A 22,039-nucleotide genomic window follows, 5' to 3' on the forward strand; every position below is an offset into this window, starting at 1 on the left:
TTCCTTTACTTTACTTCTTTTGTGGCGCCAGGGTCTTGGCCAGAGTCAAGATTGTTGCGGTAGTCGCCACAGATTGCGGCGTGGACTGCGCTGAGCTAACTGTCAAATGTCTTGAGAAGGTTGTGCGGTATGTCAATCGATAGTTCCGAGCCCACACGCAGCGCGCAGGAAGCTAGCGCGGAGATCCACCGCCCCACCCGCCGCAAAGTGATCGTAGGTGCGGCATCACTTACCGGCATGGCGTTGGCTGGTGTCGCACTACGTCGTCTAGGGCGGGACGGCGGTATTGGGGAAGGCAAGCCCCGTTCTCGACTCGTCGCCAGCAGCGCAACGGTTCCGTCGGAAGTCGACGTGGTGGTCATCGGTGGCGGCAATGTCGGTTGTTTTACGGCCTTAGAATTGGCCGAGCGTGGTTTACGCGTCGCAATCTGCGAGAAGGGCGTTATCGCCGGTGAAGCGTCGGGACGATCCCTAGGATACATTGACGGTTTGATGCTCGATCCGGTCAAAATTCCATTGATAGCGCGAGCCAAACAATTATGGACTGGCGTGAGCGCCCGTGTCGGAGCGGATGTAGGTTACAGGCAGACAGGTGTCGCAGCCTTATTCAGTTCGCCTGATCTTCTTGCTGAGGGCGCAAGTTGGGTGCAGGCCATGAAGGATGTGCCAGCATCTGACGCGCGCGTGCTTAGCCAGGCGCAGGTCGCTGCACTCGTACCTGAAGTGTCCGGACGTTTTGCCGGCGCAGTCTACGAAGCGACCGATGGGATTGCGGAGCCGCAATTGTTCGCCTCGGCAGTCGCTGAGAAAGTTCGTCAACTAGGCGGATCGATTCTGCAGTTCTGCGCCGTGAGGGGCATCGAAACGAACGGTGGCAAAGTCTCAGCTGTTGTTACGGAAAAAGGACGCATCGGGTGCGATACAGTGGTCCTCGCCGGCGGTGTTTGGTCGCCAGTGATGGCGCGAAGCCTTGGGCTCGATCTTCCTCAGTTCATGGCTTTCGGCAGCGTGGCGCGGCTTTCTCCAACACCGGGCCCCAAGGTCTCGACCCTTCTCGCGGACGAGACCATCGTAATGCGTCGCAATATTGCAGGCGGGTATGACATTTGTCATGGTGTCGGCGTGGCGCCACTTACGCCGGATATCATTCGCAATCTCAGCCGTTTGCGCCCGGCGATGCAGAGCATGTGGGACAGCCTCACGCCGGTTATCAACGTGCCAACCTTCTTTGAACTATGGCGAATCCCCAGCCAATGGCGGCTTGACGAGTCATCGCCATTTGAAAAGCACCGCATTCTCGCCCCCGATATTGCTCGAGACGAAAGCACGCTGGCTGTACAGCGCACCAAATCGGCTTTTCCAGGGCTCGCGGCCGCCACTGTCACGGAGAACTGGTCCGGTATCTTGACGAGCACGCCGGACAACATGCCTGTGATTTCTGCTGTGCCAACCATCCCGGGCATGTTCGTCGGTTCGGGGTTCTATTACGGACTGACTATGGCCCCGGCTGCGGGGGAAGCGCTAGCTGATTTGGTGACGGGGCACACGCCGCGTTTCGACTTGATGAATTATCGGATGTCACGATTTTCCGACGGTTCGCCCATCGTATTTCGTGCGTGACCGCAGATGGCGCATCCTGCCTAAGAATGTGACTATATATCGAGTAGCGTGGTCGATGCCATGGAACCGTTTGACTTCTGTGGTGGTCGTCGTGACGGGGCGTCGGGTCACGGTGTAGTTCCCGGTACATGGCAGATGATTGGCTGTCTTGGGTGGCGGCTGTCGATCCCATTCCGATCGCACGTAGCATCTCTCGCTCGCAAGCGCACGCGATGCACGCATGACGGGGCTCGGAGTCAAAGCAGAGGTTCTACCGTATCCAGATACCGAAGCGCCCCCCATATCTCGACGTCTGGCGGGGCGTTTTCCCTTCAGATTGCTTCGTTTTCAACTTATACCGGATCGTGATAGAACAGCTTGCTCACGATTACCCAGCGGTCAGCAATGCACAGGAGATGGAAGCTGTCGACAATATCCATGACGATTCGGGAGCCGTCTGGCTGTCCAACGGAGATTCGGTCCTCAGCAAACAAAACGGTAGCCGTTGCGCCATAGACCTCGATCGACAGCACGCGCGTACGATAACCGTGCGGTAGTGAGGCCTGAGCCGGGCCGTGTTCGACATCGTCGAGGAAAGGCGCAGGCGTGCCGAGCACTTGGTGTCCATTCATGTAACCGGCCATGAGTGCCTGAGGGTGAAAAAGCGGCCGGGCAAGGTCGACTTTGCCGTGCAGCACGGCTTCAGTGTAGTGGTCGAGAACTGTTTGAATAGCGTCGATATCAGTGGTACGGGTGCTCATTTTCCTTGGGCCGTGAAGGTGTGGAAGGAGGTCAGGTGAGTTTTTGAACAGCGGGCGTACGCTCTCCAAGGAGCGAGACTCGTCAGCAAGATCCGATGCAAGAAATTGGGGTTGCGTAAGTACTTGCACGTACGCTGGATGCATGGTGGGTGGATACATCAGCACATTGGGTGCGGTAGTTCCACCAAGTCGAATCACTGGTGAGTTAGAACCGGCCTCGCGAAAGTAGGCAAACGGGAAACGTAGGATTTCCTCAGCCAGCGGCTCGCGGAACGTATTTTGCTGAGGCCGGTAGGCAATTCGATCGGTGGCCGTGATGGTCATTCTCGTGGAATAGCCTAGGAATGCATTGTCGTCATCCTGCCCAACGAAAGAATTGCTTAAGAGCGGAAAATCGGCTGTTGTCACCCAGCATTGTTCCGAGCGTAGCCCGTTTGGCTACCATAGAGTTTTTCGCGTTGCGACCAGTCGTGCGTCTGGTTCCACAGGGCGAGCACGACAGGCGCTTCCTCCTCGAAGATCTGGTAGCGCGAGGCATCGCATGTGCGGGTAGTCAGCTCGAGACGATGGCCTGAGGGATCAAAGAAGTAAATCGAAGTGATGAAGTCGTCATGATTGGTCGGGCCGACTACTTTGATACCTTTGGCTTCGAGTTCAGCTTTTGCCTTCAATACTGTGTCTAGGCTATCTACCTCGAACGCGAAATGTTGGATCCAATCCGGAGATTCGAGGTCTTTAATATTTCCCGGGTCGCGCGGACATTCAAAGAAGGCGATGTTGCTCCCATCCTCCATCTCGAAAAAAATGTGGATGTGCGGGCTGTACAGTCCGGTGGACGGCACGTGGTCTTCTCCCATCGCGTGCGAGAATTTCAAGCCAAGTGCTTCAGTATAGAACTTGACTGTCTCAGCGGCGTCCTTGCAGCGGAACGCCGCATGATGAAGTTTTTTGCACAGCATTTCAGTCTCCTGAAAAAAAATCCCAGATGTGGATTCCGTTGCAGTCAATTTTCTTCTGGGATGGGTTTGACATACAGCAGGTCACGGCTCAATCCACGTTGGCTTAAAGAACGAGGCAGGTATCAGCAGCTTTGATTCCTGCTTCATCAGCATCGGCAACATCTTGGTGACATAGCTGCGGAAGTTGGCATCGGCCAGCAGGGCAGCGCGTCGCTCGGCGCGCTCGTTGAGATCTTGGTATGCCCACAAATGTACAATTTGGTTCAGCTCACCCGCTTCGGTGTGGTAGTAGCCAACCATACGACCGAGAATGCGGTGCTGAATTTCCCGACCTTCGGCGTCGTAGAGAGCAAGGTAGTCGCGCCATTTTCCCGGATGGGTCGTATAGGTCCGCTGTTCGACAATCATGATGATCTCCTGTCCATTGCGCCCACCAGAGGCGATCTCAGCCTTGAGCTGGTTGCAGGCGGGCCACGCATTCCCCGAACCCGAGTGATACGAATCCATGACGCCGGCACTTTCCCCGCAGCCGGATTTCGTCGCCATCTTCGAGGAAAGTGCGACGCTCCCCGGTGCCAGGTACCGTGAACGGGGCGGCGCCACCGCGCGTGATCTCGAGTAGGCTACCAAGTGCATCTCCGGTCGGCCCGGAGATCGTCCCGGACGCGAGCAGGTCACCAGTATCGAGCGAAGATCCGTTGCTCGTGTGATGCGTGATCATTTGCGCGAACGTCCAGTACAGGGACGCGGCATTCGAGCGCGAAATTCGTGCGGGTGGCAGGCCAATCCGCGCCATCGCATCCGTGAGGAGGTGTGCCTCGATTTCGATGTCGAGCGCCCCGGAGCGCTGATCGGTTTCGTTTGCCAAGTGAGGCAAGGGCGGTGGGTCATTCTCTGCGCGTGCTGCGACTGCGCTCCTGAACGGCAGCAATGCTTCAGCCGTTACAACCCAAGGTGAGACTGTCGTTGCGAAGCTTTTCGCGAGGAAGGGGCCGAGCGGTTGGTATTCCCACGCTTGGATATCACGTGCAGACCAGTCGTTGAGCAACGAGAAGCCGAACACGTGGCGCCATGCAGTACTGATCGATATCGGTTGATCAGGTGTGCTGGCTTGACCGATATACAGCCCGAGTTCCACTTCATAGTCGACGCGCTGCGCGGGCAGATAGGCTGGCTGATTTTCTCCGTGTACAAGAATCTGCCCATGAGGCCGACGCAGAAAATCGCCGCTGGCACGTACGCTATTAGCACGTCCGTTGTAACCAACCGGGACGTACTTGTAGTTCGGCAGCAGAGGGTTGTTTGGCCTGAATAGTTTGCCTGCATTCGTTGCGTGATGGATCGACGCAAAAAAATCGGTGAAACCGCCAATGCGCGCCGGCAGTAACAGGTCGACGCCTTGGATTGGCGTGAGCGCCTGTGTGAGGGCTTCGCGGTGCTTGGTATGGTCTGCACTCAGTAATTCGGAAAGCCGATGGCGGAATGCGGAAACGAGAGCCGGATCCAGGCTCATCAGCCGATTGAGGGTGTCTGCCTCACATGCGCGTGCCGCTACGGCGACCGGCTCAGGAAACAGCGATGAGCAGAGCGTTACGTCGAGAATTAGATCGCCAATACCAACACCACAGCGTGGCATATCGCTGGTGCCATGGCGCCGAAACACAGCAAACGGCAGGTTTTGAATTGGGAAATCAGTGTCAGCCGTGCTTGCAGAATCGATCCAGCTACGCCGTTGCGAGTCATGGGTGGAATTGAGTTGAACGCTGTTCACAGCGTATGGCCTCCATCGATGACTATGCGTGTGCCTGTGGCCGTGCGCAAATGCGTCACGCAGGCGAGCGCAGCAAGCGCGACGTCCTCAGGTTCGACCACACGACCTAAAGGGGTTTGCGCGGCCTTCTTCTCGAGCTCTTCGCGACTGCGACCTGTGACGAATCCGGTATCGACGGCGGCTGGTGCCAGACTCAGGAAGCGGATGTCGGGGCCGAATGCGCGCGCGAGCGACACGGTCATGGTGTCGAGCGCAGCCTTGGCTGCACAGTAGGCGATATTGCTGCCCAAGCCGGTGAACCCGGAAACCGACGAGATGTTGATCACGGTCGCCGAGCCACTTCTTTCAAGCAGACCGATTAGCGCGCGCGTAACGGAATAGGGGCCGCCGACGTTTATGGCCAGCATTTCGTTGAACAGGGCGCTGCTGAGTTCGGCGAGGTTCTTGTGTGCGATGCGCTTGGTGTATCCGGCGCTGTTCACGAGCACGTCGATCTTGCCAAAATCTCGCTCCAGATCGCGGAAGAGAGACTCGTGCGCCTCGGCATCGTCGAGTGGAATCTGGCGGGCCACGTGCCCTTTGCCAGGCAAGCTGGCACGCAGGGCTTCGGCACGTTCGTTGCCTTGGTTGTAGCCGATCACGAGTATCGCGCCTTCCTCTGCGAACGCGCGGACGATTGCGGCACCGATACCACTGCTGCCACCCGTAACCACGACCACGTAGCCTTGCAGGCGACCTTGTCCCTGCTCCGTTTGGACGGTCATTCGATAAATCCTGTCGAGCACGTCAACCCGCGGCTAACCGCCGTGGGCGAGATATTTGAGGAAAATGGTGATGGCGGCACCAAGGGTGCAACCATCAGCGGGGCGAGCCGCGCTGAAGGAAAGTAGTGCACGGCTGGTCGTGCACGGCTCGACCCATCGCGAAGCGTCAGGATGAGAATAGAGCGGGCTAGGAGGGAGCGCGATCCCCCTCTTGGGTGACGATCTACTGTTGGAGCGTCGCGAGAGAGAGGGTTTGGAGCAGAACTGGAGCAGGTGGCTTCAGTGGTGCAAGAGGCCTTGCTTGAGGCATACGTGAAAAAGTTCGGTCTGTGAGGACAGTTGAAGCTTCGCATAGGCGCGCTTGCGATGCGTCGCCACGGTATTAATGGAAATGCCAAGTCGCAGGCTGATGGCGAGTGCTTGGTAACCCACCACGATATGTGCAAGGATCTCGGCTTCGCGTTGAGTCAACCCACACGGATCCATCAACAAGGCAGAACGTATACGCATTAGCGTTTCGGCTCGGGTTGCATCAGTCCACGTCAGCTGGGTGTCGATTTTAGTTCCCGCGCCGGATTCCGCTAGTGCCGTAGTGATTGCGCTCTGGCGTTGTGCTCCGGCCAGCATGATATGAGAAAGCCCGGTCAATTCCGCTCGCTCAGAATCAGAGAAAGCGACACTGCCTGTCTGTTTATACAAGCTAAGCCATAGCAACCGGTCGCCATCCTTCATGCTGCAGATAGCTTCTTGGGAGAGTTGTGGCTCCTGGTAGTACTGGTGGATAAACGCACGGGTGCGGGCGTCACCACGTTGATTGAATGCGTAAGGATCGAAACAGTCGATCGTTGGCGCGGCCTTCGCAATTTGACGTAGAGCGCGCAGGATCGGATCAGCCGCGTACGCTTCGGCAACGTAGGTTTGCGCGAGCTCGCGGGCGCGACGACTTGCGCTTGAGCCAATGCCTTCGGCAAGCAGGCACGCGGGAGGTTTGTTTCCTACCTGCTCGAATACGGTGCAGTGGGACAGCCCGAAACCGGAATCAACAATCCCGAGCAGGGCGCAGCCAAAATGATCGGTGCCGATTGCAGAAATCATCAATGCTAGCTTGTCCGTGCTGATATTCATCGTATTACATCCGCCTGCAGGATGACTGATTTATTGGTTGCTCGTGCGACAGGGTAGTTGTGACGCCGCTCTATTTCACTAGGGGCAAGCCCTTAAGAGGCACGTTTCGTGCCATGGCTTAACTGTCGATGTTCATGAGGAGGCCCGCCAGACGATGGTGCGTGGTTGCTTTGATGTAGTGAATCGTTCCGTTGATGCACTAACGAGAGGCGAGATAGGTCACCTTCAGAGGGGATCGTCCTTTTAGCCTGCCGAACCTATAGTTAGGGCTATTTCGTCAACTCTAATCTGAATGAGGTATGGCTAGCATGACTGCTTTTACACACGTAACTGTGGGCACAAACGATCTGGAAAAAGCCCGTACGTTTTATGACAAGGTGCTCGCATCGCTGGGGTGGACTCGCGTTGCCGATCTCGGCGATAACGGTTCCATTTGGGGTGATAAAGAGCCGAGTTTTTTTGTGTTGAAGCCCGCGAACGGTCAGTCGGCCACTGTTGGTAACGGTGTGACGGTCAGCTTTGCAGCGTCGGATCGTAGCTCAGTGAAGGCATTCCACGAGGCGGCACTTGCACTTGGTGCGCCCGATGAAGGTGCGGTCGGGCCGCGGAGCTGGAAGGAGCACGCGTATGCGGCCTATACGCGCGACCCGGACGGCAACAAATTGGCGGTCTACAGCTTCTCGGCTGAGTAAACCATAGGGCGGCGACGTAGTACGTAAAGGATCAGAAGGGTGAGATGTCTGTGCACTCGCCGCCGCTGAGTAAGCATGAAGCGAAAGTGCGGCCGCCTGGCCGGTATTATCGCGATCCCCCGCTTAGCGCATTGCGCTTGAGCAGCCGGGCACGGTAGGTCGCGGCGTCTACCCCCATCCGACTCAGGAACGCTTGCGACATCTTTCCCACGGTTCCGAACCCACAGCGCATCGCGGCGAGGGACATCGATGCATCGGGGTCCTCCAGCAGCGCTCTGGCCAATTCGAAGCGGGCTGTCAGGATGAACTCGGCTGGTGCGACTCCCGCATGTTCTCGGAAAAGTCGATCGAGTTCGTCTGGTGACATATTCGCATGTTTCGCGAGGCGATTCGGAGACAAAGGTTGATCAAGTGAAGCCAGAATCCACTCCTGCAGGTCGCGTATCACTGGGTCCGCAATCATCTGGCTCTGGAGGTACATGCTGAACTGGGAGTGCTCACCAGGGCGCTTGAGAAACACAGCAAGATCGCGCGCGACCTGCAACGCGATCTCTCGGCCGAGGTCCTCTTCCACAAACGAAAGTGCGAGATCGATTCCAGCAGTCACGCCGGCAGAGGTAATGATATTGCCCTGGCGAACGTAGATCGGTTCGGCATCGACCTCGACCAGTGGGTAACGTTGCTGCATGCGCTGTGCATGATTCCAGTGCGTAGTGGCACGTTTGTGATCGAGTAGCCCGGCTTCGGCAAGAAAGTAACTACCTGTGCAGAGTGAAGCGAGTCGCCGCAGGCGTGTCCCCTGCTGCGCTAGCCAGTTGATGAGTGAGGGCTCTGCGAGCAGCGCTTCCTCAATTTCGAATGCCCCGACCACGATGGCAGCATCCGGCAGGCTATTCGCAGCGATAGCCGAGGTAGCGAGTAGTTCTACGACCGAGCTGGAATGAACTGGTCCGACCCTCGACGCAACGAACGATACGGCATAGTGCTCACTCAATCCAAGCCGCCTGAGCAGCATGTTTGTATGTTCGAAGACAGCTAGTGCGGCGGTGGCATCGAGTGCCTGGAAGCCTTCATACAGAACGATGTGAACCTCTGTGGGTTTGCGCATGTGCAGAAGGCCTAGCAGAAAAAAGAGATATGGCGGCTTCGTGGTTCAGTAACCTTGCCAGATTTCAAAACGCCTATCTATACCCGTAAACGGGTACAACATCGGTTTCCTTCACTTGTCGCCTAGCAAGGGTAGAGATTCCGCCCAGTAGTCTCGGCACAATCGCGGCAGTCGAGGCTGCGTGCCTCATGTCATTTAACTAGAAGGAAGGGGTGGAGTTTAATGAGCGAGCAAACGACAGTGGCGCAGGAACGGGCTTGGTTGAAGGAAAATGTTGGCCGTCATGCGCTTCATCCGATGAACGACCCGAAAGATGTGTTGAAGAACCCGCCGCCGATCATTGAGAAGGGCGATGGGGTGTATATCACCGACGTCGATGGACATCGCATGCTCGATTGTCAGGGCGGGCTCTGGTGTGTCAATGCCGGTTATGGGCGCAAGGAAATTGTCGATGCGATTACGCGTCAGGCGAACGAACTTGCCTACTACAACCTTTTTCCGGGTGGCGCGAATGCGCCGGCCACGCGTCTCGGGGCGCGCTTGATCGAGCTACTGCGACCTGAGGGCATGTCGCGCGTGTTGTTCAGTTCGGGCGGCTCCGACTCAGTGGAGAGCGCGTTCAAGCTGGCTCGTCAGTATTGGAAGCTCGAGGGTGAGCCCGAACGTATCAAGTTCATCTCGCTGCGCGGTGGCTACCACGGCCTGCATTTCGGTGGCATGTCCGCTTGCGGCGGTGACGCGTGGCGACGCAGCTATGAGCCGCTGGTGCCGGGTTTCATCAACGTCGAGTCGCCGAATCTCTATCGGAATCCGTTCACCTCGGATCCAGAGGCCCTCGTCGATATCTGTATCAAGCTGCTTGAGCGCGAAATTCAGTTCCAGAGCGCCGATACAGTGGCTGCGGTGATTGCTGAGCCGATCCAGGGGGCTGGTGGCGTGAATGTGCCGCCCGCGAGCTATTGGCCGAAGCTGCGGGAGGTTTGCGACCGCTACGGTGTATTGTTGATCGCCGACGAGGTGATCACGGGATTCGGTCGCAGCGGCGCGCTTTTCGGTAGCCGGGGATGGGGCGTGAAGCCGGACATCATGTGTCTGGCGAAGGGCTTGACCAGCGGCTATGTGCCGCTTGGTGCGACAGTGTTGAACGACCGCGTGGCCAGCGCTTGGAACAACGAGGGGCCGCGCTCGGTTCTGATGCACGGCTATACCTACAGCGGCCATCCGGTAGCCTGCGCAGCAGGTTTGGCCGCAGTGGACATCGTGGTGAAGGAGAACCTCACCGAGAATGCGCGAGTGGTTGGCGATTACTTCCTTGGCCGGCTTGGCGAACTGAAGGAAAAGCACCGAGTGATTGGTGATGTACGCGGCAAGGGGTTGATGATCGCAGTTGAGCTTGTCAAGGATCGCGAGACCAAAGAACCGTTCTCGCCGGTGGACAGCTACCCTGGCGCGATTTCCGAAGCGTGCGTGGCCAATGGGGTAATGTTGCGAACCATCGTGAACAAGTTCATCATTTCGCCGCCGCTTACGTTCACCAAAGCGCATGTCGATGAGGTCGTGCGTGTGCTGGACGACGCGCTCACGCGCAACAAGTACTGAGCACGGGACGGCGAATATGGTGCATCTCGAAAATGACCTGTCCATTCTCAGCGAGCCTGCGCGTGCAGCGCTTGATCGCAAGCCCTCGCACCTGATCGACGGCGAATGGCATGCGGCCAATACATCGCATCCGGTGCTTGATCCATCGTCCGGTAAACAGATCAGCGCGATCGGGAAGGGCGGGGTGGCCGAGATCGACGCGGCCGTGCAGGCCGCGCATCGCGCGCTTGGTAATGCAACTTGGAAGCAGCTTGGCCCGTTCGGCCGCGAGCGTCTCCTTTCCCGGCTCGCGGATTTGATCGACGAGCATACGCATACGTTGGCCGAGCTCGAGACCGTTGATAACGGCATGCCGATCTGGCTTTCGAGCGGAATCAACGTGCCAGGTTCTGCAGGGGTATTCCGATATTTCGCTGGATGGCCGAGCAAGCTCGTTGGACAAACGATGGACGTGAGCGGTCCGCCGGACGGAGGTCGCTATACCGGTATCACACGCCGTGAGCCGATCGGTGTGGTCGCTGCGATCGTACCGTGGAACGTGCCATTGATGCTTGCCGCGTGGAAGCTGGCTCCCGCGCTGGCAGCCGGCTGCACAGTCGTGCTCAAGCCGGCCGAAGATGCTTCGCTGTCTGCGCTGATGCTTGGTCAGTTGGTCCAAAAGGCGGGATTCCCGCCGGGCGTGGTGAATATCGTCACTGGTCTTGGAGCCGAGGCTGGTGAAGCGTTGGTGCGGCATCCGCTCGTCGCAAAAATCTCGTTTACCGGTTCGACGTCTGTCGGACGCCATATCGGCGCCATTGCAGGAGAAAGTCTGAAGAAGGCCACGCTCGAACTAGGGGGCAAGTCGCCGACGCTTGTATTTGCTGATGCGAGCCTCGAAGCAGCAGTAAAAGGCGCGGCCGACGCGATTTATTTCAACTCGGGGCAAGTTTGTGTGGCAGGTTCGCGGCTGTATGTGCAGAACAGCATTTACGACGAAGTGGTCGAGCGGCTTCATCAGCACGTGCGTACGTTGAGCGTGGGGCCGGGGCTTGACGCAAATAGTGCGATGGGGCCGCTGATCAACGCGCGCCAACGCCAGCATGTGCTCGGGTATATCGATGCGGCGCGCAACGCCGGTTACGACATAGCGGGTGGCGACGGATTTGAGGGGGCCAGCGGCTTCTATGTTGGTCCGACAGTCGTAACGGGGGCGCCGCTGAACGCATCGATCACCCAGGAAGAGGTGTTTGGCCCGGTTCTTAGCGTATACGGCTTCGATGACGAGCAGGAAGCGATTGCTCTCGCCAATGCGACCGACTACGGTTTGGCCGCTTGCCTTTGGTCCGGCTCGGTGGATACGGTGGTGCGCGTAAGCGCAGCCCTGCAATGCGGGAAGGTGTCTGTCAATAACTCTGGATTTCCCTATCCGGCATTGCCGGAGGGGGGGGTCAAAGCTTCGGGCATCGGTCGCGACCTCGGCTCCGAGGCGGTCGAACAATGTCTTCAGACCAAAACTCTGATGATTCGCACGCAAGGCGAATAAACCCGTTGTGCAACGAACGATCCGGTCGGCTGCTTTATTGCCGATCGGGCTGTGATCACGGCTTACATGAAGGTTAGAGATGCAAACTCATTATGACGTTCTGATTGTCGGGACGGGACATGGCGGCGCACAGGCCGCGATTGCCCTGCGGCAGCAGAAGTTCGGCGGCACCGTTGCGCTGGTCGGCGACGAGCCACATCTTCCGTATGAACGTCCGCCGCTTTCGAAGGATTACCTGTCTGGTGAAAAGACCTTTGAGCGTTTGCAGATCAGGCCGTCAGCCTTCTGGGAGGATCGGCAGGTCACGCTGTACCTGGGCAAACGGGTTGAAGCGGTCGAAGCCAATGCGCACATGATCTTGCTCAATGACGGCACACGCTTGAGCTACGGATCGCTTATATGGGCTGCCGGCGGCCGTCCGCGACGCCTGGCCTGTGCGGGTGCCGAGGCCGAGGGCGTACACGTGGTAAGAACCCGTGACGATGTGGACCGGTTGATGGCGAGTCTAAACCGACTTCGCCATATCGTCGTGATCGGTGGCGGGTATATCGGTCTCGAGGCTGCTGCGGTACTGGTGAAGCTCGGCAAGCGGGTCACCGTGATCGAGGCGGCCGACCGGGTGCTTGCCCGTGTGGCAGGGGAGCCTCTGTCACGCTTTTATGAGAAGGAGCATCGGGCACACGGCGTCGAACTCAGACTCGGTACTCAGGTCGAGGGGCTCGACGTGGCTGATCATCACGTGACGGGTGTGCGCTTGGTGGGCGGCGAATCGATTCAGGCCGATGCCGTTGTGGTCGGCATCGGGATAATACCGAACGTCGAGCCACTGCTGGCCGCCGGCGCGGAGGGCGCTAACGGCGTGGAAGTGGATGCATACTGCCGCACTAGTCTGCCTGGCATCTTGGCGATCGGCGATTGCGCACTGCATGCAAACCGTTATGCAGATGGACGGGTGATTCGGCTCGAATCCGTACAGAACGCGAACGACCAAGCCACGATCGCGGCGAAGACCGTCTCGGGCGCCCTGGAAAACTACGAGGCCGTGCCGTGGTTCTGGTCTAGCCAATATGACCTCAGGCTTCAGACCATCGGCCTTTCGACCGGTCACGATCAGGTAGTCGTCCGCGGGGATCCGGCCACGCGCGCATTCACGCTTATCTACCTTCGACACGGTCAGGTGATCGCACTCGACTGTGTAAATACTCCAAAAGATTACGTGCAGGGCCGCGCGCTTGTTACGGAGGGGTTGAGTCTCGATGCTGTGATGCTGGCCGATGCTGGGCAGCCACTGAAGGCTCTTGTGGAAACAGCACGCAATGCAGCACGCGTGACCGTCTGCTTACCCAACACACAAGGGAATACCTCCTCGCCTGTCTGATGTATCCGAATGGAACTCGCTGAAAAACTGGTAACGCGTTAAAAGGATTACTTTTCGTCATTTTCACGAAGCCTGATATGACATCCCGGAACTCCGGAGACATTCTCCCCAGGGAGAAGGGGCGGCATGGGCGATCAGAATACCGTTCCCGCCAGAAATCAATATGGAGACAATCATGACCCTGCCATCACAAAAGATTATTTCTGCCGGCCAACGTGCACTACAGCAAATGGCCGATCGTGACACCCCGTTCATCTTCAACGACTGGTATGTTGCTGCGCTTAAGCAGGAAGTGGGCCGCCAGCTAACTAAACGAACATTGTTGGGCCGGCGAGTCGTTTTGTATCGAACAGAGGCTGGCCAGCCGGTAGCTTTGGACGATCGCTGTGCTCACCGTTCCTATCCGCTGTCCGAAGGCATATTGGACGGGGATACTATCATTTGCGGATACCATGGGTTTCGCTATGACGCAAACGGTAACTGGTGCGAGGTACCATCGCAAGCCAAGTGCCCGCAGGGTATCGGCGTCAGAAATTACCCATTGATTGAGCAGGGGCCGCTTATCTGGATTTGGTTAGGCGACGACGCACCGGATGCTACCAAATTGCCGCATCAGGATTGGATGGAATCGCCGAATTGGGCATGGTCAAGCGGCTACATGCCGATGAAAGGCAGTTACGTCGGATTGCACGAGAATTTGATTGACCTGACACATCTATCGTTTGTTCACGAGAGGACATTCGGAACACCGGATTACGCGAGGGCGCCTTTTGAAGTGGATATCGGGGAGGAAAAATTTGCGGTATTGCGCAACGTCGTGCCAACCAAATTGCCACCGATGTGGGCTAATGCTACTGGGCTTGTAGAGACAACCACAGCGGCGCGCATTGCTCGCTCATCATTTGAGTCGCCGGGCTTGCACCTGACGTCGGTGGCGTTCTATGAAAGTACTCTGCCAGAGAATGATCGCGCCGAATTTCATATTCGGGTCGCACATCTGCCTACCCCTGAAACCGCAAGTTCGACGCACTACTTTTTCGTGGTGGGTCGCGACTTCGGCCTTGATCAGGAAGATCTGCAGAATTTCATCCACGAACAAACATGTGAGGTGTTTAGCGAAGACAAGAAGGCACTTGCGTTAGTCGACGATGTGCTTCGTGATAGAGACCACTCTTTCTTTGAAGTTTCTGTTGCGAGCGATGCGGCGGCGGTGGCTATGCGTCGATACTTGAAGTCTCGAGCAAGAACTGATGTTCGAGAGCAAGAGAGCGTAGCCGCTGTAACCATGGTGCGCTCTACGGATGCATAAGCAACGAGCATCTCGCCGATCACCGACAGGCTCGCTGGGAAGATACTCGCTGCAAAGAATCTCCGCTTTGTCGACTGGATGTAGGCACGCGGAACTGCTTTTCCGACTTGATGCGCTCATGACAATCTCATATTTGACGGTGGCTGGCGCGGGTCCTCTTCGGTGATGGCACTTAAGAGCATCATCGCCATAAACGGTGAATTGGGTCTTGTTAAGGAAGTGCTTAATGTAGTTGTATTTTCGGCATGTGATCTGACCGGAAGGGCGCCTTGTCTTCCAACTCGAACGCCATGAGATGTGACTGCCTTCCACGGACGCGAGCGGATTTCAGACAAGTCATTCAAAAATCAACAACGCATGAGGTGCCCGTTCATAATCGGGCGCTGAGGCCAGTCAGGCCATGCTAGAGGATGTCAGGCAGCGAGAGTGAAGGAGGTAACGCAAACCGTGCTCAGCGTACCATGCGTGAACGTCACCTTCCAAGGGGAGAGCGCCGAATTACGGTTGCCTTATGCTTATCTTGGCACAGCGAAAACACATATTGCTATAAGTGCGTTGGACTTACTGACAGTCAAGAGCGCAAGCTAAAAGAGATATTTGATCAACTTTGACGGTAACGACTAGAGATGGCAATACTGCACGTGAAGACGCGAGAGGGAGATGTATCGTCGATCGAGGCCCGATCTGGCCGGTCGGTCATGGAGTTGATAAGGGACAGCGGGCAAGACGAGTTGCTCGCGGTCTGTGGAGGGTGCTGCTCATGCGCAACCTGCCATGTCTATGTCGAGCCCGAGTTTGAAGCGAAATTGCCGCCGATGAACGACGACGAGCACGACCTGCTCGACAGTTCAGACCATCGTACGGAGTTCTCGCGTCTGGCCTGTCAGTTGGCGTTCACCGAAGACCTTGATGGTCTGACGGTTACCATCGCACCTGCGGATTGAGAGAAAGCGATGCAGAAGACCGGGATATTGAACAGTACAAACATTGATGGATCGAAAGCTTTGCTATGGATATGAAAGAACTCAGGGTCGTGGCAAGCAGCTGCGCCGCAGCGTGCGTGGGCAACGCAACTTGGTGGATGCAGCCGGTGTTGATGCATCAATTGGTGACGACGGACGGCATGAGCGAGAGCTTGGCCGGACTTGTCATAACAATCGAGATGCTTTCGCTGTCACTCGGATCTGCTCTGCTCAACCGGCTCATTGGCGAACGTACGCCGTTGTTCGGCGTGGCGCTTTGGGGCACCGTAGTTGCGATCGTCGGTGCTTTTCTGGCTGTGTTCTGGGAGCATCATACAAGCTGGCTCATCCTCGCACGCCTAGCGGTTGGCGCCGGTGCCGGCGCTGCTTTCATGGCCAGCAACCGGCTTGCGGCCCGTACCCGGGTGCCCGAATCGACCTTCGCGACGCTTGGAATAGTTAATGTGGTCTATGGCATCGTGCTGATCGGATTATTACCCCATATCGGCATTTCGATGGAGACGGGATCGTTCAAGGTATTCGTAATCGCCATCGTAATGTTGTTGCCGGTCGTTTTATTTACGCCGCGGACGGTTTACGACAGCGGTACTACCCAAACTGTCGGATTCTCTCCTGAGCAGTTGACAGCCAGGGGAGGGGTGTCTGGGCGTATTGCCGTCATTGCAGCCGGTTCATGGGCGATTGGCCTTTGCAGCGGAATCATTTGGGTGTTCTACTGGATTATCGGCGAGAGGGCCGGGATGTCGTCTGTCGCTATCGAGAGCGCGGTGACTGCATCAATCGTTGCCGCTGGTGTGGGGAGCACCATGGCGGCCGTGATTGGTGCAAAATTCGGCCGAGCCCGGCCTGCCTGTGTGGGCTTGGCGATCCTCGCGGCCTCAGTCTTGACACTGAGTTCACACCCGGCGGAATTTGGGTTCCGTGTCGCCGCCTGTCTGCAACTTAGTGCGATCTATTTCCTGTTCCCGTTTCTTCAGGCAGCCGCTGCAGCGGAGGATCCCTCCGGTGTGGGTGCATCGTACGTCGGCTCAGCATTCTTCACCGCCGGCGCGTTGGCCCCGTTGGTTGGATCGATCGTGGTGCAATACATTGGATTCGGCTTGGTAGCTGGGGCAATTGTCGTGGTGGCGGTAGTGCTGGGTCTGGCCTTGCTGCTCCTCGAACGACGTAGTCCAGCGGTTGTGTCGCGCGTGATCGGCTGAACGAGCTCGGTTCGTTACGGTCCTGAACAATTTGGCGATAAAAAGTAGGATAACTAATCGTATTGATGGTTTGACGAGTGTGACCATCAGGGGTTAAACCACAGGAATTTAATCATGTTCATTCCCCTTCATGCACCGCGCGAACACGTGCTGCGTCCTAATTCGTCGCAGATCGCGGAGCGCGACTGGCAGATTCTGGCCGACTTCTGGTACCCGATTGCTGAGGTGTCCGAGATCCGTGATCTGCCGTTCAAGGCAACGCTGCTCGACGTCGATCTCGCGCTATTTCGCGATGCCGACGGAAAAATTGCGGTGGTGCTGGACATGTGTCCTCACCGGCTCATCCGCTTGAGTGGTGGTACGGTTGAAGATGGCCAGATTGTCTGTCCATTTCACGGATTGCATTTCGACGGATCGGGAAAGTGCACGCTCGTACCGGCGCTTGGCGACAAGGGTCGGCTGCCGGCCTCGTACCGCGTGCGTAACTTTCCGGTGAAGGAGCTGTATGGCCTGGTCTGGACTTGCCTCGGTGACGCCACGAAGCATGATCTGCCGTCCTTTCCGACCTTACTCGATGCCCCGAGAGACGAACTCGTACACATCTCATCGGCGATCTGGCCGATTTCCGCGCCACGCCAGATCGAGAATTTTTTCGATCTGGCGCATCTTCCGTTCGTCCACGCAACGACCCTAGGCGGAGATCCCAAGGCGGAATTGAAACCTGGCCACGTTGAGCAGACTGACGATGCGGTGATCATGACCGCGCAATATTACGAGACCGCTGGCAAGACGAACCACCTATGTAATTACCGCTATCGAGTGGTATTGCCCTTTGCACTCGAGTTCGGGATGCAGGCGGTAGATGACCCGAATTTTAGCTTGACGTCGTGCGATATCCCGTCTCCGGTCAGTGCTTACACCAGCCGTGTGTTTCAGATCCTCCGCACGCAACTGCCAGAGTCGGAGTGGCCGTCGCTGAGGACTGCGTTTGAAAAGATCAACGGGGAGGATATTGGGGTGCTATCGCAGATGCGCGTCTTGAACATGCCGCTCGATCAACATCACGAAATTCACTTGCCAGTCGACAACATTAGCAATGCCTACCGCAGCCGCCTGCGCGAACTTGGGCTCGGGCAGGGCGAGTGAATGTAATTCCCACGCACGACTCTGGAATCGACTCAATAAATAAGGGAAAGACGTATATGTCAAGTGTATCGTTTCCGAATGATCTCGGTCTCAACGACGAGGATATTGCTGCGGTTCGCCAACCGCTCGAGCGCGCTTCGCTGCTGCCGCCGGCGGCGTATACCGACGCACGGATTTTCAGCATCGAACGCGAACGTATCTTTGCGCGCAATTGGCTGCCTATTTGCCATGTGAGCCAGATCAAGGAGCCGGGTAGCTACGTGACCCGCGTACTGGTCGGCGAACCTGTGATTGCACTACGCGACCGCGAAGGGCAGATCAAGGTGATGTCCAATGTTTGCCGCCACCGCAACACTACACTTGCATCAGGTGCTGGCACCGTGAAAGGCAACCGCATTATCTGCCCCTATCACGGCTGGACGTACGGGCTAGATGGGAAGTTGCTGGCTGCACCGTTTATGGATCAAGCCCAGTGCTTTGAACGCCGCGACGTGAAACTGCCCCAGTTCCGCTCGGAGGTTTGGCATGGCTTCGTATTCGTCAATTTCGACGAACAGGCCGCGCCGCTCGCGCCGCAGATCGCAGGTCTGGAGCCTGACGTTGGCCCGTACCGAATTGAGGAAATGGAGGCGGTGGAGATGGGCCGGCGCACGGTACCCTGGAATTGGAAAATCTCTCTCGAGAATTTCAGCGAAGCCTATCATCAGCCTTGGGTTCATCCAAAAACGGCGGATCACGAGTTCCCAGCCACCAAGGCGGAGTACCGTGACGTGACCGGTCCGTACGGTTGCTTCTCTCTCTACCAGAAGGATCACCAGCCGGCTCAGACCTTCTATCCGCCAGTGGCTGGTCTGGATGAGCGGTTCCTGTGTAGCGCGACGGTGTTCAATATTTATCCGTACACACACGCGATTACCGATGCGGCTACGCCGCTGTGGCTCGACTTCAATATCCACAACGAACGTGAACATGAACTCGTGTGGACATTGCTATTGCCACGTGGTGCTCGGGACGCTGCTGATTTCTCTGAGAGATTCGAGCCACTGAAGGCGTTTTTCTTGCGTATCTTGGACGAAGACGTTGGTGTGACCACCGGTGTCGGCCTCGGGGTGCATTCACGCTTCATTAAGCCGGGTAGGCTCTCGCAAATGGAAAAGACTGTGCATCAGTTTCATAACTGGTGGCTTGATTGCATGCTCAAGGATACAGGCGTCTCATTAGCATGAAAGGGTGAGGTCCTGAAAGAGGTTGAATAGGGGAGAGAGGCGATGAGCTTTCTGAAAAATGCGTGGTACATGATCGCTTGGGCCTCTGAAATTGGCGAGACCCCATTTACCCGGAAAATTCTGGACACGTCGATTGTTCTGTATCGCCAAGATGAAAGCATTGTGGCGCTTGCGAATCGATGCCCGCATCGATTCGCGCCGCTTTCAAACGGGCAGATCGTGGGCGGAAATATTCAATGTCCCTACCACGGACTGCAGTTCGATCGTCACGGTACCTGTGTCGCCAATCCACTTTCGCCGGTTGCACCGAGCGCGGCGAAGGTGCGTTCATTCCCCGTCCGTGACTTACACGGCGCGGTTTGGATCTGGATGGGTGATTTCGGCGCGGCAGACTCCGCGGCGATCCCGACGATTCCACACCACGCCGACCTCGAAGTGGAGAAGGTCACCGGCACGACGCTCGCTCAAGCGGACTATCGTCTGCTTAGCGACAACCTGATGGATCTTACGCATACCGCGTTCCTGCACCCCGCATTGGGTGGGCGCGACTACGTTCCGAAGGTTCGTAGTTGGGAGGATAGCGGTACGATCGTCGTAGAGTTCCTCGTCTCTGATCTGCCGAATTTCTTCGGCGAAGAGGTAATCCCAGGTCACACAGTTAGGCATCGTGACACGATCCATTGGCACGCGCCGTCGGTGCACGTGCTGACTAGCCAGACGAGCCAAGCAGGCAGTGATGAGCCCGTCATAGTGATTCCGTCGGCTCACATCCTGACGCCAGAAACTGCGACCACCACGCACTACTTCTGGAGTTCGGTAGTGCCCGTCGGCTTCGCACCAGAGATGATGCGCGAAGTCCTCATACAGGCCTTTGACCACGAAGATAAACCGATGGTCGAGGCAGTTCAAAAGATGATGGGCGACAAAGATCTCTGGGAGCTGAATCCGGTGCTGCTGGCATCCGACGTCGGCGCGGTGCGCGTGCGGCGCAAGCTGGCGGCGCTAATCGAGGCGGAGCAGGCGAATACCACTGCCGTCGCGGGCGTTTGTACGCATGTCGCTCGATAAACCACGAAACGGGTTCACCACTGACGACTTCTCTTGCTGGGTCACGATCGCCCTCCGCTAGTCTCATGCACCTTTCGGTTAAGATTTCCGCCCCGGGTTATTGCGAATGGTGCGCGTGCCTTACTGTTGTGCATAGTTCTCGTTAAAGCTAGTTCGGGCTGCATGCTGTGACTGGATCATGCTGCTTGGCGCGCTTCTTGCTTTGTATGAGAATGCTGCCGTGTTGATCGGCGGATTACGAAGGGTATTCCCGGCACGCGTATGGAACTGATACCTGACAGACTGGCATCCATGATGTCGACAGTAGGGGGCGAGGATTTCGCACAGGCCCTGATCGGATTGTTCGATCCAGACTTTGAAATTGTCCACTGTGCGGGATACGAGCGAGAGATCGGGATTGGCAGGCCCTGCGTCACGGTCGCAGGTACCCTTGACCCGTCAAGACGGGCACAAATGCCTGCTTTACTCGATGAGTGGGTAGACAAAGATTTTCGCGTTGACCCAATTCTGTCGGAAATAGAACGGCACGCGCGTAGCGAGCCGGGTGTTCGCTATTTCGATTTCCACGCGACGCCGATGCCAAGTGCGACGATGAGGGAGATGCTCGAGCGATATTACGAGCCGATGGATGTTGGCGAGGAAGCGACTTACGCGGTACGGCGAGGCAGCCGCGTGTTGAGTCTAAGCCTGTACCGCAGTCGTAAGGCGGGCGGGTTTCACCGTTCGCAGCGCGAGGTACTCAGCCGTTTGAGTGCTCTTATGCTGTCGAGTGCCGAGCGACATGCCCAACTCTCGCTCGCTACAAAACATGATGAGGCGGTGGCGATTGATCCGCCGCAATCGAGCGAGTGGCCCGCTAGTCGTGCGGAGAGGTTTGCCAAACTGCGCGCCGCATTATTAATGGAGCCATGCCGGCTAACCTTGCGGGAAGCCGAGATCTGCGCCTACATTGTGCTCGGTTATACTGCGATGGGAATCAGTCTGATTCTCGGTATATCGTTGAACACGGTCGCAACCCATCGCAAACGTGCATATGCAAAACTTTGTCTGTCCTCCCAGACCGAGTTATTCAATGTCTGTCTCAAACATTGTGTCTGATTTTGGCTTGTCTGGCTGCACCTTGGCCCGTCGTGTTTAAGGGGGGCGACAACGGGTTTGTGCCTCACGATGTTCGGTTTCGGAGGTGGTCGCCGCCCCGGCGTGGAGATGCCAACGAGTGTTCAGCGATGAGAGCGTTAGGATCGGCGATCCGGTGTGCGACTGAACTGCAGTGGACTAGCTGATGCTCCGATATCGCAAGCATGCGCCACCGATGTTCGGACTCGCGAAATTTTCCGATGCCCGTCAATAAGTTGGTTTGTTCGGTCGCTAACTACTCTTTCATCGAACCCCTGCGGCAACCACTGCTTGAGCGAAGAGGTCGATTTCTCCGTGGGCGAAGGCAGCCAACTGGTGGTGCGCAGTCTTCGTCGCCGCAGGTGCCGTTAGGCTGTTCTCTAATCGCTCAAGAGGCGCCGCGCATTTCCCTCGCAGGGGCTGGCACGTGTGACGATGCTTGCTGCACTGTGCGAGGCTCTTGCCTTCGCATGATCTGTCTGCGGCGGTATGCAGTTGGCCCGCGTGCAGGTCAGCGCGACTGGCCGGGCTGGATTGCAGGCCAGCCTATTGTGATGAGCTTCTCGATCGAAGCCATCGATCTGCAATTCGAGATTTCGCTTCAGACCGTGGCATTGCATCTTAAGCATGGGTGGGCGTAGCTCGGTGCGTCTTCCCAGAGCGATTTGTTCGCCTTTTGGTGCCGCGCCGCCAGGCGCAGTGTCCGAG

General features: G+C 57.1%; 19 protein-coding genes. 12 read left to right on the forward strand and 7 right to left on the reverse strand.

Annotation, left to right across the window (positions count from 1 at the left end; genetic code table 11):
* Positions 1-129 precede the first annotated feature (129 nt).
* Complete coding sequence (locus FAZ97_RS18140) at positions 130-1,620, forward strand: NAD(P)/FAD-dependent oxidoreductase (protein WP_158759826.1); 1,491 nt, start codon at positions 130-132, stop codon at positions 1,618-1,620.
* A 332-nt stretch (positions 1,621-1,952) separates the two neighbouring features.
* On the opposite strand, the gene FAZ97_RS18145 is transcribed toward FAZ97_RS18140, so the two are convergent.
* The 6 genes from FAZ97_RS18145 to FAZ97_RS18170 form a co-directional block, all read right to left on the reverse strand.
* On the reverse strand, positions 1,953-2,768 hold the full coding sequence (locus FAZ97_RS18145; RefSeq protein ID WP_158759827.1) for a nuclear transport factor 2 family protein: 816 nt from the start codon (positions 2,766-2,768) through the stop codon (positions 1,953-1,955).
* Entirely contained in the window at positions 2,765-3,319 is a 555-nt protein-coding gene (locus FAZ97_RS18150; RefSeq protein ID WP_158759828.1) for a VOC family protein, read from the reverse strand. The genes FAZ97_RS18145 and FAZ97_RS18150 overlap by 4 nt, the downstream gene beginning before the upstream one ends.
* 81 nt (positions 3,320-3,400) lie before the next feature.
* Complete coding sequence (locus FAZ97_RS18155; protein ID WP_158759829.1) at positions 3,401-3,727, reverse strand: NIPSNAP family protein; 327 nt, start codon at positions 3,725-3,727, stop codon at positions 3,401-3,403.
* A 37-nt stretch (positions 3,728-3,764) separates the two neighbouring features.
* Positions 3,765-5,090 (reverse strand): fumarylacetoacetase, encoded by a 1,326-nt coding sequence (fahA, locus tag FAZ97_RS18160; RefSeq protein WP_158759830.1) that lies wholly within the window; start codon positions 5,088-5,090, stop codon positions 3,765-3,767.
* Entirely contained in the window at positions 5,087-5,854 is a 768-nt protein-coding gene (locus FAZ97_RS18165; RefSeq protein ID WP_158759831.1) for an SDR family NAD(P)-dependent oxidoreductase, read from the reverse strand. Before FAZ97_RS18165 ends, fahA begins: the two co-directional genes overlap by 4 nt.
* A 279-nt stretch (positions 5,855-6,133) precedes the next feature.
* A complete protein-coding gene (locus FAZ97_RS18170) occupies positions 6,134-6,979 on the reverse strand; it encodes a response regulator transcription factor (protein ID WP_158759832.1) in 846 nt (281 codons plus the stop codon).
* Between the two features lie 308 nt (positions 6,980-7,287).
* Here FAZ97_RS18170 and FAZ97_RS18175 point away from each other — a divergent pair, with 308 nt between their 5' ends.
* Positions 7,288-7,671, forward strand: coding sequence for a VOC family protein (locus tag FAZ97_RS18175; protein WP_158759833.1), 384 nt, complete (start codon positions 7,288-7,290; stop codon positions 7,669-7,671).
* A gap of 106 nt (positions 7,672-7,777) precedes the next feature.
* Here FAZ97_RS18175 and FAZ97_RS18180 read toward each other — a convergent pair whose 3' ends face one another.
* Complete coding sequence (locus tag FAZ97_RS18180; protein WP_158759834.1) at positions 7,778-8,779, reverse strand: GlxA family transcriptional regulator; 1,002 nt, start codon at positions 8,777-8,779, stop codon at positions 7,778-7,780.
* A 297-nt stretch (positions 8,780-9,076) separates the two neighbouring features.
* On the opposite strand from FAZ97_RS18180, the gene FAZ97_RS18185 reads away from it, so the two are divergent.
* From FAZ97_RS18185 to FAZ97_RS18230, 10 genes are all read left to right on the forward strand, one after another.
* Positions 9,077-10,378 (forward strand): aminotransferase class III-fold pyridoxal phosphate-dependent enzyme, encoded by a 1,302-nt coding sequence (locus FAZ97_RS18185; RefSeq protein ID WP_407671877.1) that lies wholly within the window; start codon positions 9,077-9,079, stop codon positions 10,376-10,378.
* Between the two features lie 16 nt (positions 10,379-10,394).
* Entirely contained in the window at positions 10,395-11,903 is a 1,509-nt protein-coding gene (locus FAZ97_RS18190) for an aldehyde dehydrogenase family protein (RefSeq protein WP_158759836.1), read from the forward strand.
* 79 nt (positions 11,904-11,982) lie between these two features.
* Positions 11,983-13,281: an NAD(P)/FAD-dependent oxidoreductase gene (locus FAZ97_RS18195; RefSeq protein WP_158759837.1), complete on the forward strand. Its 1,299-nt coding sequence runs from the start codon at positions 11,983-11,985 to the stop codon at positions 13,279-13,281.
* A 175-nt stretch (positions 13,282-13,456) separates the two neighbouring features.
* Positions 13,457-14,590 (forward strand): aromatic ring-hydroxylating dioxygenase subunit alpha, encoded by a 1,134-nt coding sequence (locus FAZ97_RS18200; RefSeq protein ID WP_158759838.1) that lies wholly within the window; start codon positions 13,457-13,459, stop codon positions 14,588-14,590.
* Between the two features lie 626 nt (positions 14,591-15,216).
* The gene (locus FAZ97_RS18205; protein ID WP_158759839.1) at positions 15,217-15,534 is read left to right on the forward strand and encodes a 2Fe-2S iron-sulfur cluster-binding protein; all 318 of its coding nucleotides are present in this window, start codon (positions 15,217-15,219) and stop codon (positions 15,532-15,534) included.
* A gap of 65 nt (positions 15,535-15,599) precedes the next feature.
* Positions 15,600-16,775: an MFS transporter gene (locus FAZ97_RS18210; protein WP_158759840.1), complete on the forward strand. Its 1,176-nt coding sequence runs from the start codon at positions 15,600-15,602 to the stop codon at positions 16,773-16,775.
* A gap of 114 nt (positions 16,776-16,889) precedes the next feature.
* Positions 16,890-17,921 (forward strand): Rieske 2Fe-2S domain-containing protein, encoded by a 1,032-nt coding sequence (locus FAZ97_RS18215; protein ID WP_158759841.1) that lies wholly within the window; start codon positions 16,890-16,892, stop codon positions 17,919-17,921.
* A 56-nt stretch (positions 17,922-17,977) separates the two neighbouring features.
* Complete coding sequence (locus FAZ97_RS18220; protein WP_158759842.1) at positions 17,978-19,147, forward strand: aromatic ring-hydroxylating oxygenase subunit alpha; 1,170 nt, start codon at positions 17,978-17,980, stop codon at positions 19,145-19,147.
* A gap of 42 nt (positions 19,148-19,189) precedes the next feature.
* On the forward strand, positions 19,190-20,215 hold the full coding sequence (locus tag FAZ97_RS18225; protein ID WP_158759843.1) for an aromatic ring-hydroxylating dioxygenase subunit alpha: 1,026 nt from the start codon (positions 19,190-19,192) through the stop codon (positions 20,213-20,215).
* 261 nt (positions 20,216-20,476) lie between these two features.
* Complete coding sequence (locus FAZ97_RS18230; RefSeq protein WP_158759844.1) at positions 20,477-21,313, forward strand: helix-turn-helix transcriptional regulator; 837 nt, start codon at positions 20,477-20,479, stop codon at positions 21,311-21,313.
* Positions 21,314-22,039: the final 726 nt, after the last annotated feature.

It is taken from the genome of Paraburkholderia acidiphila (assembly GCF_009789655.1).
GTDB classification, from domain to species: domain Bacteria; phylum Pseudomonadota; class Gammaproteobacteria; order Burkholderiales; family Burkholderiaceae; genus Paraburkholderia; species Paraburkholderia acidiphila.